The 10,928-nt window shown below is 61.4% G+C and carries 11 protein-coding genes; 7 read left to right on the top strand and 4 right to left on the bottom strand.

Annotation, left to right across the window (positions count from 1 at the left end):
- Positions 1-311: 311 nt before the first annotated feature.
- Positions 312-2,501, bottom strand: coding sequence for a carboxy terminal-processing peptidase (locus PHS32_RS23490; RefSeq protein WP_301081912.1), 2,190 nt, complete (start codon positions 2,499-2,501; stop codon positions 312-314).
- Between the two features lie 654 nt (positions 2,502-3,155).
- On the opposite strand from PHS32_RS23490, the gene PHS32_RS23495 reads away from it, so the two are divergent.
- The 3 genes from PHS32_RS23495 (at position 3,156) to PHS32_RS23505 (ending at position 5,157) form a co-directional block, all read left to right on the top strand.
- Positions 3,156-3,557, top strand: coding sequence for a DUF1924 domain-containing protein (locus tag PHS32_RS23495; RefSeq protein ID WP_301081914.1), 402 nt, complete (start codon positions 3,156-3,158; stop codon positions 3,555-3,557).
- Between the two features lie 107 nt (positions 3,558-3,664).
- Positions 3,665-4,225: a peptidoglycan-associated lipoprotein Pal gene (pal, locus tag PHS32_RS23500; protein ID WP_301081915.1), complete on the top strand. Its 561-nt coding sequence runs from the start codon at positions 3,665-3,667 to the stop codon at positions 4,223-4,225.
- 89 nt (positions 4,226-4,314) lie between these two features.
- The gene (locus PHS32_RS23505; protein WP_301081918.1) at positions 4,315-5,157 is read left to right on the top strand and encodes a TlpA disulfide reductase family protein; all 843 of its coding nucleotides are present in this window, start codon (positions 4,315-4,317) and stop codon (positions 5,155-5,157) included.
- A gap of 27 nt (positions 5,158-5,184) precedes the next feature.
- Here the strand turns inward: PHS32_RS23505 and PHS32_RS23510 are convergent, their stop codons facing one another.
- Both PHS32_RS23510 and PHS32_RS23515 read right to left on the bottom strand, forming a co-directional pair.
- Complete coding sequence (locus tag PHS32_RS23510; protein ID WP_301081923.1) at positions 5,185-5,739, bottom strand: DsrE family protein; 555 nt, start codon at positions 5,737-5,739, stop codon at positions 5,185-5,187.
- Between the two features lie 123 nt (positions 5,740-5,862).
- A complete protein-coding gene (locus PHS32_RS23515) occupies positions 5,863-6,498 on the bottom strand; it encodes a phospholipid-binding protein MlaC (protein ID WP_301081926.1) in 636 nt (211 codons plus the stop codon).
- Positions 6,499-6,811: 313 nt separating this feature from the next.
- Here PHS32_RS23515 and PHS32_RS23520 point away from each other — a divergent pair, with 313 nt between their 5' ends.
- The 4 genes from PHS32_RS23520 to PHS32_RS23535 all read left to right on the top strand — a co-directional run bounded on the left by PHS32_RS23520 (position 6,812) and on the right by PHS32_RS23535 (position 10,090).
- Positions 6,812-7,618, top strand: a complete 807-nt coding sequence (locus PHS32_RS23520) for a sulfite exporter TauE/SafE family protein (RefSeq protein WP_301081927.1) — start codon at positions 6,812-6,814, stop codon at positions 7,616-7,618.
- A gap of 63 nt (positions 7,619-7,681) precedes the next feature.
- Positions 7,682-8,143 (top strand): PaaI family thioesterase, encoded by a 462-nt coding sequence (locus PHS32_RS23525; RefSeq protein WP_301081929.1) that lies wholly within the window; start codon positions 7,682-7,684, stop codon positions 8,141-8,143.
- A 166-nt stretch (positions 8,144-8,309) separates the two neighbouring features.
- A complete protein-coding gene (ccoG, locus tag PHS32_RS23530) occupies positions 8,310-9,746 on the top strand; it encodes a cytochrome c oxidase accessory protein CcoG (protein WP_301081930.1) in 1,437 nt (478 codons plus the stop codon).
- A 53-nt stretch (positions 9,747-9,799) separates the two neighbouring features.
- The gene (locus PHS32_RS23535; RefSeq protein ID WP_301081933.1) at positions 9,800-10,090 is read left to right on the top strand and encodes a hypothetical protein; all 291 of its coding nucleotides are present in this window, start codon (positions 9,800-9,802) and stop codon (positions 10,088-10,090) included.
- Between the two features lie 7 nt (positions 10,091-10,097).
- Here the strand turns inward: PHS32_RS23535 and PHS32_RS23540 are convergent, their stop codons facing one another.
- On the bottom strand, positions 10,098-10,748 hold the full coding sequence (locus PHS32_RS23540; protein WP_301081934.1) for a phosphatase PAP2 family protein: 651 nt from the start codon (positions 10,746-10,748) through the stop codon (positions 10,098-10,100).
- Between the last annotated feature and the right edge of the window lie 180 nt (positions 10,749-10,928).

A 10,928-nucleotide genomic window follows, 5' to 3' on the forward strand; every position in this document is an offset into this window, starting at 1 on the left:
AGCGACGCGATGGGCACCGGCGCTTCGGCGTTTTTCTCCAGCAGGACTTTCCCGGTCTCATCGCTGACGATGATGGCATGCCGGGAATTGAGCTGCAAGGCGTAGCCGCTGGCCGCGTAAAAAATGATCAGGCCAACGAAAAGTTGTTTCAATGTTTTTGTCGACATAAGTACTGATGAATGGAGACGCCAGGGTTGCGGCCAAATTCCGCCGTGTCGCAGCTTGAATGGAACGGCGCCTACGCCGCCGGCCCGGCATTGTTGTCCGGCAAGACTTAAACGAAACTTAAATCAGACCCAAAGAGGAGACCCCTAATCCGGCGTCGGCGTCAACAGGTAAAGCGGCTTGGCCCGGGTGGCGAGCCGGAGGCTGGCTTTCTGAATTTCCACTTGGTCGGCAAGGATGCGGGTGGCTTCGATCAACAAAATATCCTTGGCCTCTTTCCTCGCCTTTTCGGCCGCCAGTTCCTTGGTCAGGTTGCGCTCATCGGCCTGCAGTCCATCATCGCGAAGCGCAGCGCCTTCGGTCGGAGCGGACTCGCTACCCAGCCCATCCGCATGGACTGCGTTGCCGATGTCCGTCGTCGGCTTGCGCGACCGCAGCCGCGCCTCCTGGGCATGGCGTTCCTTGCGTCGTTCGGCTTCATTGAGCGAGATCAGGTTCCTCTTGCGCTCGAATTTCAATTCGGCCATGTCCTCCCGCAGGTACTGGAAATCCTGGTCGCTCCTGACGCGGGCTTCATGCTTTGCCAGCAGCAGGGGTAGCAATTCTTCCAGGTGGCCGACCGGCGCATAGTCAACGGCTTTGATCTGCACCCAGGGCAGGGCGTTGTCGAAGCTCGATTCGCCAAAGTCGGCGCTATCGAAAGCGCTGGGGAACAGGATGTCGGGCTTGACGCCGCGCAATTGGGTGGTGCCCCCATTGACGCGGAAGAACTGCGCGACCGTCATTTTCAGTTCGCCAAACTGGGGCTTGCTGTTTTTCGCCATTTGATCGAGGTTGACCATGGTTTGCACCGTGCCCTTGCCAAAACTCGTTTCCCCCATGATCAGGCCGCGACCGTAATCCTGGATGGCGGCGGCAAAAATCTCCGATGCAGATGCCGAGCCCCGGTTAATCAGGACGCCCAGGGGGCCATCCCAGGCGACGCCGGCCCGGCCGTCGCGCTCCACGGAGATCTGGCCCTTGGCGTTGCGCTGTTGCACCACCGGTCCCTTGCCAACAAACAAGCCGCTGAGTTCAACCGCCTGCGCCAGCGAACCACCCCCGTTATTGCGCAGATCGATCAGCACGCTGTCAACTTTTTCCTGCTTCAACTTGGCCAGCAGCGCGGCCACATCGCGGGTCGCGCTTTTGTAATTCTGCTCGCCCCGCTGTCTGGCTGCGAAATCCTCATAGAAGGAGGGCAGCGATATCACCCCGATGCGGCGCCTGGTGTCGTCCTTGACGACCGAGTGCACCGACGATTTGGCGGCCTGCTCCTGCAAATTGATGGTTTTGCGAACCATGGAAACCAGTTTGTGTTTGCCGTCCGGTCCGGCTTCCACCGGCAGCACATCGAGTCGCACCACCGTGTCTGCCGCGCCGCGAATCAGTGCCACCGCGTCGTCCAGGCGCCAACCCAGGAGGTCCGTCATGGTGCCCGCTTCGCCCTGGGCCACGCCAACAATGCGATCCCCAATTTTCAGTTGACCCGAGAGACTGGCCGGTCCCCCGGGCACTATCTCCCGTATCGTCACGTACTCGTCGATTTCCGCCAGCACGGCGCCTATGCCGACCAGGAACAAGCGCATGGAGATGTCGAAATCCTCGGCGGCGCGTGGCCCCAGGTAGTTGGTGTGGGGCTCGATCGCCATGGTGTAGGCGTTCATGTAGGTCTGAAAAGCGTCGGCGCTCTTGATCCGGCTGACGCGCTTGAGGAAATGGTCGTAACGCTTGTCCAGTATGTCGACAATATTCTTGTCCGCCTTTCCGGCCAGCTTGAGCCGCAGCCAGTCGTTCTTGACCCGCTTGCGCCACAACTCGCGCACCTCCGATTCGGTGCGCGGCCAGGCTTCCTTGGCCCGGGCGTATTGGTAGTTTTCGATTTTTTCAAAATCAAAGCCCTGCTGGAGCAGGCCGCGGGCGTAGCTGAAACGTTCGACGGCGCGACGCTCGTAGAGATTGAAGATGGCAAACGGAATGGCAAGGTCTTCCTTCAGGATGGCATTGTCAAGCTGGCTCCGCGCGCCAGCCAGCTGGTCAATATCCGACTGCACGAAGAAGAGTTTCTCGGGGTCAAGGGATTTCAGATATTGGTCGAATATCTTGCCCGACAAGCTGTCGTCCAGAGGCACTGCCTTGTAGTGGTGGCGCGACAGTATTTCGGCCGCCATGTGTGCCGCCCTAGCCTCTTGCGGTTCCGGCTTTAACTCCGGCGGATAGGTCGTGCCGCTGCCCGGCGCCGCGCCCTGTGCCGCCATCGCCAAGGCAAGGACCAGCCACAGCAGTTTTTGTTTCATCGGTACCCCATTTCAAGACGCCAAAAGGTGCGTCGCTCATGCGCCAGCGGCAGTTTCGAATAACCAAGCCGCAGCCCAGGTTGGCGCAATTTCAACACACATCGCGCGTCGTCCGTGCCGGACCCTCGGGAAACCCTGGCGCGCGATGGAGCGCTCCCGGTCTACTTTTGAGCCGTCTGGACAGTGGCCCCGAGGGGCTAATCTTGGACAACCTGCCAAACCCGCTCGGCATAGTGGGCGGATCAGGCTGGCGGAGCACTCAGCTCCGCGGCTGTCCCCCGACCTTCGGTCTCCGCCTTTATGCCGCTGCGCTGAGCGCCCCACCAGCCTGATCTGTCAAACGGGGTTGGTATGCGACCGACGCAAACCACAGCCGCTTGTCGCCGAGGGCGCTGGGGTGGGTGGCGTAGCGTGGACTTGGGGTTTTGCCAAATAAAGGGGGAGGCGAAAGCCGGAGGACATTCGCGGAGCCACCCACTGCGGCACCCTCGGCCACCACAGACCTGGACCTCAGTTCTTGACTTGCGAAAGCGAGCTGCATCAGGTGGAACGGTGTCGTGAGTTTCGGAACTCTCAACTTTTAAGTTTCACCTAAGTCTTCTGCGCAAGAATCCCAGTGATACCGGTTTCGCACTCGGAAAGAGCCCGCCCTACATGAAGAAGAAACAGAGTCTTGCGTCTTGGCTGGCCGGTCTGGCCCTGGCGTTGCCCCTGTGCGCCGGCGCCAATCCCATTCAGGACAGTTATCGCGTTGCGGCCATGCAGGAAAACCCGGCTTTCAAGGACTTCTCGGTGACCGCCGGGCGCAGGCTCTACACCGCCAAGGTCGGTGAACTGGCCTGCGCATCCTGCCACACCGATTCACCCATGCTGGAAGGCCGGCACGTCAAAACCAACCAGGTCATTCTTCCCCTGGCGCCGGCCGCCAATCCCAGGCGTTTCACCGACGCAGCCCAGGTCGAAAAATGGTTCAGGCGCAATTGCAACGACGTGCTGAATCGCGCCTGCAGTGCCCGGGAGAAGGGCGACTTCATGGCTTACCTGCTGTCCCAGTAGGGCCGCGCCAATGAAACTCCTTGGCCCTACTTTTCTGGCGCGGACCGGCTGTGGCCGGGACGCTGCTGCTGTCGAATTTTGTGCTTGTCTTTCTTTGGAGAATTGAAATGAACGCTTTAGATCGTCTGACTTTTACCGCTGTCGTGGCGGTGTCCCTCTTGTTGGCTGCCTGCAGCAGCACGCCGGTCGCCCCGCCCGAGACGGCGAAGGAAACGGCGCCGACCATTTCGACTCCTTCCGCCAGCAGCAACTCGGTTGCCAACCAGCCGACTGTGACGCCTGCCGTGGCTGCTACGCCGCTGGCGCCTTACCTGGATCCTGCCAACCCCCTCTACAAGGAGCGCAGCGCCTATTTCGATTTTGACCAATCGGCGATCCGACCCGACGCCGTGCCGGTGATCGAATTGCACGGCAAATATCTGGCGGTGCATCCCGCCGTGTCGATCAGGATCGAGGGCAACACCGATGAGCTGGGCGGATCGGAGTACAACCTTGCGCTTGGTCAGAAGCGAGCGCAGGCGGTTCTCAAGGCCCTCAAAATGTACGGGGTGAAGGATTCGCAAATGGAAGCCGTCAGCTTTGGCAAGGAAAAGCCCAAAGCCGCCGGGCATGACGAAGCGGCTTACGCGCAGAACCGGCGTGCTGATTTGGCTTACCCCGCGAAATGAGTCCGTCAAAATTGTCGAACCGCCCGGACGATGGTCAGTTTTTCAAATAGCAGGGGCGGTGCGCGCAGCTGCGCTGCTATCCTGCGCGGATGCTGACATTCAATCTGGGACCGCTTCCCTTACCTATCGCTTATTTTCTATTGCTGGTGGCGCTGCTGGTTGCAGCGGGGGTCGGTCGTTGGGTCGGGCGGCGCCAGCAAACAGGTGTTGGCAACGTCCTGATCGACATGCTGCTGGCGGCAATGCTGGTGGCGCGCATCGCCTTCGTCGCCGTCTGGTTTGACACTTACCGCAGCGCACCCTGGAGCATGCTGGACCTCCGTGACGGTGGCTTTATACCTTGGGCCGGAGTGCTGGCCGCCCTGCTGCTGGCCATCTGGCGCGCCTGGCGTCGCCCGCTATTGCGCAAACCGCTGACCTTCGGCTTGCTGGCCGGGGTCCTGGCCGGGGGCGGGTTATTTGGCGCGATACGGATGATGGACAACACGGCGCTGCCCAGCACCTCTTTGACGACGCTGACCGGCGCCTCGACGGACCTCGCCGCATTGGCTCAGGGCAAGCCCATGATCGTCAATTTGTGGGCCACCTGGTGCCCGCCCTGCCGGCGCGAAATGCCGGTGCTTGCCGCCGCGCAGAAACGCGAAGGCGGCATGCGCTTCGTCTTTGTCAACCAGGGCGAGGACGGGGCGACGGCACAGCGCTATCTTGCCGCCGCCGGACTCGATCTGGCCAACGTGGTGATGGACCGAGGCGCCGGCATGGGCCGCGAGGTCGGCTCCGGGGCTCTACCCACCACGCTGTTCTACGATGCCAACGGACGGCTGGTCGACACTCATCTGGGCGCCTTGTCGACGGCCTCGCTGGAGCATAAGTTGAACCGCTTGCGCGCGCCCGCCCAGCCCCTTGCCGGGACGGTGCCGGGCGGCAAGTGACCGTGCCTTATTGCTGTCCTGCCGGTCTCAGGGCGTCACGGCGAGAAAGCCGGATTTTTCAAAATCGACCAGGGCGCCGATGCCCGACACGACGATTCGACTGTACGGAACAAGGTCTTGCGCGGTGTAGCCTTTGAGTCGCATCGCGACGCCGCATTCATACATCTTCACGCCGCCCCTGGCCAGTTCGTCGAGCAGGGCTCGGTTGGGATTTCCCTTGGCATGCGGCGCTTTCACTTTCTGCTCGTAGGCTTCGTCGGTCAGCAGAAACTGGGCGCCGTCGGCCCGAAACACCATCACGATGTCAAAGTCCTTGCCGGCTTTCATGCCAAGGGCCGTGTAATGATCGAGCAGGTTCTTTGCTGCCAGCACCTGTTTGCCGATGCCATTGGGAATGGTGTCCGCGTAATTCACCTGAATCGCTACCTTCAGCGCGGTCTGGTTGACGATCTGCAATGGCGGCTTGGTGTTTTCCGTCATGTTGTCATTGCTTTGAGCCAATGCGGTTGACGGCAGGCCTTGCAAGGACAGGATCAGAAGTCCGGCGATCGCCGTTGCGACCGTGCTCATTTTTTTGCGCATGAAATTTTCTCGGGTTGTGTTTGATCAGGGCACTGCGATTGCAGAAATACTGCCTGACGCCGCGAGGGCAGGACTTGGGTACGCACCGGACCGATTAAGTTCCCGTGGATTTTTGCCTTGCGCTCAACCCTTGCCGGCGTTCGCCTTGTTCCTGTCTGCCAGGGTGGCAATCAGACCGTCGATTCCCTTGGCGTTGATCTCCTGCGCAAACTGGCTGCGATAGGTTTCCACCAACCACACGCCCATCACGTTCAGGTTGTAGATTTTCCAGCCGGCCCCGTCGCCGGGTGTTTTTTCCAGCCGGTAGTCCAGCGTGATCGGGTCGCCACGGCCCTTGATTTCGGTGCGGACCACGACCTCCCGGTCGTCCGCGGCGGCGCGCAGGGGCTTCACGCTGATGCTCAGGTCATTGACCTGGGAGACGGCGCCGGCATAGGTGCGTACCAGCAAGGTCTTGAATTCTTCCTGCAAGCGCTTTTGTTGCTCCGGGCTGACCTGGCGCCAGACCGGCCCCACGGCGGAGGCCGTCATGCGCTTGAAATTCATGTTGGGCATCAGCTTGGCGTCCACCAGCGCCATGATGCGTGCCACATCGCCGCCCCGGACCAGGGGGTCGGCCTTGACGCTGCCGAGTACTTCTGTCGACAGGCGCTTGATCAGAACGTCTGGCGCTTCATCCTGTGCACGGGCCGGCAGCGCCAGCAGACTGCTTGCGGCAACCAGCAGAGCGAACAGGCGAGCCAATAAATGACGGTTCATGGTTTGCTTCCTTTGTTTACGCCGGCGACTTTTCCAACTTTTCTCCGGTGCGTGGTTTGTGCTCGAAAAGCTTCTTTCAAAGACACAATATAATTGTATGCTTATATATGGATGCTAGCAAACCAGAATGACTTTTCAAAAGCAGCAGGTCCCCGTCCAGCAACGCTTTCGCGTAGCATACGGGTCAATATCAGCTTTCATCCATCATTCCGGCAAGCATCATGAAAACCGCGCGCGCTCCGGTCACTGCCGTCAAGCCCCCAGCCTGCCAAATTTCGAATAGCGCTTTATTCAACGAGACGCCTGCCGCGCCATGAATGCCATCACGCTCGCTATTGCACTGGGCGCCGTCATCGGGCTGGTGATGGCCTTGACCGGCGCCGGCGGTGGGGTGTTGGCCACCCCGCTGCTGGTGTTCGGTCTGCAACTGCCGGTGCTGCAGGCGGCGCCGGTCGGTTTGCTGGCGGTCGGTCTGGCCGCTGCCTTGGGGGCGGCGCTGGGCTTGCGCCAGGGCATCGTGCGTTACCGGGCGGCGGCCTTGATCGGCGCTGCCGGCATGCTGGTGGCACCGCTGGGCGTCTTTCTGGCACAGCGGCTGCCGAATCGCCCTTTGCTGGCCGCTTTTGCCCTGCTGCTGCTGTACACCGCCTGGCGCATGCTGAAACGCCCGCTGACGCCGGCGCCGCTGGCGGCGACGGTGCTATGCCGTGTCAGCCCGATCGATCACCGCCTGACCTGGACGCGGCCTTGCGCCCGCGCCTTGGCCGGCACCGGCTTGATCGCCGGCGTGCTCAGCGGATTGCTGGGTGTCGGCGGCGGCTTCATCATCATCCCGGCATTGAAGCGCCACACCGATCTGGAGATACGCAGCATCCAGGCCACTTCGCTGGCGGTGATTGCACTGGTTTCTCTGAGCGGGGTGGTGACGGCGGCGCTGCACAGCCCGGTGCCCTGGGGCGCGGCTTGGCCCTTTGCCTCGGGTGCCGTGCTGGCTTTGCTGGCGGGTCGGCAGTTCGCCCAGCGGATCGACGCCCGGCGGTTGCAGCAGGCGTTCGCCTGGTTCAGCGTGCTGGTGGCGCTGCTGATGCTGGCCAGAGCCCTGGACTGGGTGGCGAACTGAGGCCAGGCGCTAGCCGGCAGACATGATGGCGCGGATTCCAGACCACCTAAACTCGAAGGACACATGAAAGCTTTTCAAGACTACTACCCGGAGAACGTTTCGCACTGTTACGGCTGCGGTTCAAAAAACCCGCTGGGGCATCAGATCAAGACCTTTTGGGACGGTGACGAAACGCTCACCTGGTTCACCCCCGAGCCTTACCACACGGCGCTACCGGGCTTCGCTTATGGCGGCTTGATTGCGTCGCTGATCGATTGCCACAGCACCGGCACGGCCGCCGCCGCGATGTACCGCGCCAGTGGGCGCGCGATGGACACGCTGCCGGCGTTTCGCTTTGTCACCGGTTCCCTGCATGTGGACTTTGTCAAACCCACGCCGATTGCCGGCACGCTGGAAATCCGGGGCCGCGTCAGGGAGATCAAGGGTCGCAAAGTGATTGTTGAAAGCACCGTGTCGGCGAACGGCGTGGTGACGGCGCGCGGCGAGGTGGTGGCGGTGCAAATGCCCGAGGACTTCGGTGGGTGACGAGGACTGGCGCCGAGGCGAGTCGGGCTTTGCAACGAAAATACGACTTTGAATCAACCGGATTTGATACATATCAGTGCAATTTGTACCTATCAGGGTATTTTTTGAACCCGAAGGCGGGTGCTTTATTTTTTAACCACCGCCAGCAAGAAAAAAAGGACTTCGTTTGAACAGCAAGGAAACCGGGCCACGCAAGGTCATCCCGATCGTCCCGCAGGAAGGGCAGGAGGAACTGATCTCCCTCTATGCTTCGCACGAAAAGATCTACCCGCGCAGTGTCTCGGGCCTGTTCGCGAACTGGCGCTGGGGCATGGTTTTTCTGACCCAACTGGTGTTTTACGGCCTGCCCTGGCTGCAGTGGGGACAGCGCCAGGCCGTCCTGTTCGACCTGGGCGCCAGGCGCTTCTACATCTTCGGCCTGGTGCTCTATCCGCAGGACTTCATCTACCTCACCGGCCTGATGGTCATCTCCGCGCTATCGCTGTTCCTGTTTACCGCGGTCGCTGGGCGCCTGTGGTGCGGTTACGCCTGCCCGCAAACGGTGTACACCGAAATCTTCCTCTGGATAGAGCACAAGGTCGAAGGCAACCGCTCGGCCCGCATGCGCCGCGACGCGCAAGCCTGGACGCTGGACAAAGTGACGCGCAAGGGCGTCAAGCACCTTCTGTGGGCCAGCGTGGCGCTGTGGACCGGCTTTACCTTTGTCGGCTATTTCACCCCGATCAAGGAACTCGGCGTCGAGTTCCTGCAAATGAGCATGAGCTCGTGGGAAATGTTCTGGACCTTCTTCTACGGCTTTGCCACCTACGGCAACGCCGGTTTCATGCGCGAGCAGGTCTGCAAGCACATGTGCCCCTATGCGCGCTTCCAGAGCGCCATGTTCGACAAGGACACGTTGATCGTGACCTATGACGCCGAGCGCGGCGAGCCCCGTGGTGCCAGATCGCGCAAGGTCGATGCGCAAGCGCTGAATCTGGGTGCCTGTGTCGACTGCAGCCTGTGCATTCAAGTCTGCCCGACCGGCATCGACATCCGCAAGGGCTTGCAGTACGAGTGCATCGGTTGTGGCGCCTGTGTCGATGTCTGTGACACCGTGATGGACAAAATGGGTTATGCCCGGGGCCTGGTGAAATACTCCACCGACAACGCCATGAAACAGCACTGGACCCAGGCCCAGACCCTGCGCCATGTGCTGCGCCCACGGGTACTGATTTACACCACCATTCTGAGCTCGATCGTGATCGCGATGTTCGTCAGTCTGTCGGTGCGCACGCCATTCCGGGTCGACGTCGTGCGGGATCGGGGCGTCATGGCGCGTATCGTGGAGCGCGGTAATATCGAGAACGTGTACCGGCTGCAGATCATGAACGCGACCGAGTCGACTCAGCGCTACCGAATCAGCGCCAGCGGGCTGACCGGACTGATGGTGACCTCGGAGGACGTAGTGCAGGTGGAGTCGACCCAGTCGCGTTGGGTGGCGGTGCGGGTGCAGGTGCCGTATGAGGCAGCGGTGCCGGGTTCGCACACCATACGCTTTGAAATCGAGGCGTTGGGCGGGCTCGGGCAGTTGACGGAAAAATCGGTGTTTTTGGTTCCACGGTAAGGATTTGTCATGCAACAAAAACCGCTCACCTTGACCCCACAGGGCATGAAAACATGATGTCGCAACGATTGATGTGGATCGCCTGGCCGGCCTTCTTGATGGCCGGGGTGCTTGAAGTGCTGGTGTTCGGGATGGTCGATCCGCAGGACTTGCAGTGGTTTGGCCATCCGCTGGAGCTGTCGCGCCAAGGCGTTTACAGCCTGGCCTTTTTTGTCTTCTGGGGCATCGCCATGTTTTCCAGCGGCCTGACGACCATGCTGGCGATGTCGCCGTTCGAGGTCAACCGCTGCCCCCTGCCGGCCGACGAACGCCCGGACGGCTGCCCGAAACAGGAATGCCGTTAGGGCCCGTTCAGCGGCCGTGAAATCCCGACAACATGCCATGGCGGGTATGCGGGGCGGCATGGCCCGACAGCGCCAGCGCTAGCCGCGTCACCAAGGAGTGCGTTGGCAATGGCGGAATATGCAGCGGCGTCAGCAAAACCCACAGCGCGACCAGGGCCGTGACCGTCGATCCCATCAGGGCGCGCGGCAGACTGGTGCGGGCCATGGCGGTGATGCTGGCCGCCGCCCCCAGCAGCAAGCCGGCAACCACTTCGGAGACCGAGTGGACGCCCACTTCCAGCCGCGACACGCCGACCATCAGCGCCAGCGCAAAGCCGCCGGCAACGGCAATTTGCTGACCCCGCGGCGACAAGGGCGCTGCCAGGGTGCCCAGCAAAAGCGGGTAGACGGCGGCGGCGAACATGGCGTGGCCGGAGATGCCGGTGAAGTCGAGTGCGGCACTGCCGATACCCCAGCCGATAAATAGCACTTTGCTGGCCGTCGTGAGCAGTGTGGTCAATGCCAGTGAGCCCAGCCACCAACAGGCCAGGGGCCGGCTATCGGCATGCCGCGCCAGCGCCAGCATGGCCAGCAGTGCCGCTGGCAACAGAATCTGCGATTCGCCCAAACGGGTCAGCAGATGCCAGAAGGGCTGTAGATGAGAGGCGTCGATGGTCATGGCAGGGCGATCATAAAGGCCCGCCGCCGCAAGCTCCCGGTTTCCTACAATAAGGCCATGGTGCGTCGTGAAGCGAAGGAACAATTGATCCCCGATGGGGGAGGGTGTACCTTGGCCAGCTGCGCCACTCCAACGGGTGAAAGTCCCGTCTCGCAAAGCGTCGGTGCGGCGAGTAGCAGA

This window comes from Rhodoferax sp. (genome assembly GCF_028714215.1).
GTDB lineage: Bacteria > Pseudomonadota > Gammaproteobacteria > Burkholderiales > Burkholderiaceae_C > Rhodoferax.

Excerpts from the sequence above, each read along its gene's own strand:
- PHS32_RS23520 (WP_301081927.1), top strand. The coding sequence starts at position 6,812 with ATGAATGCCATCACGCTCGCTATTGCACTGGGCGCCGTCATCGGGCTG.
- PHS32_RS23495 (WP_301081914.1), top strand. The coding sequence starts at position 3,156 with ATGAAGAAGAAACAGAGTCTTGCGTCTTGGCTGGCCGGTCTGGCCCTG.
- PHS32_RS23540 (WP_301081934.1), bottom strand. The coding sequence starts at position 10,748 with ATGACCATCGACGCCTCTCATCTACAGCCCTTCTGGCATCTGCTGACC.
- PHS32_RS23535 (WP_301081933.1), top strand. The coding sequence starts at position 9,800 with ATGATGTCGCAACGATTGATGTGGATCGCCTGGCCGGCCTTCTTGATG.
- PHS32_RS23515 (WP_301081926.1), bottom strand. The coding sequence starts at position 6,498 with ATGAACCGTCATTTATTGGCTCGCCTGTTCGCTCTGCTGGTTGCCGCA.
- PHS32_RS23525 (WP_301081929.1), top strand. The coding sequence starts at position 7,682 with ATGAAAGCTTTTCAAGACTACTACCCGGAGAACGTTTCGCACTGTTAC.
- PHS32_RS23510 (WP_301081923.1), bottom strand. The coding sequence starts at position 5,739 with ATGCGCAAAAAAATGAGCACGGTCGCAACGGCGATCGCCGGACTTCTG.
- PHS32_RS23505 (WP_301081918.1), top strand. The coding sequence starts at position 4,315 with ATGCTGACATTCAATCTGGGACCGCTTCCCTTACCTATCGCTTATTTT.
- pal (WP_301081915.1), top strand. The coding sequence starts at position 3,665 with ATGAACGCTTTAGATCGTCTGACTTTTACCGCTGTCGTGGCGGTGTCC.
- PHS32_RS23490 (WP_301081912.1), bottom strand. The coding sequence starts at position 2,501 with ATGAAACAAAAACTGCTGTGGCTGGTCCTTGCCTTGGCGATGGCGGCA.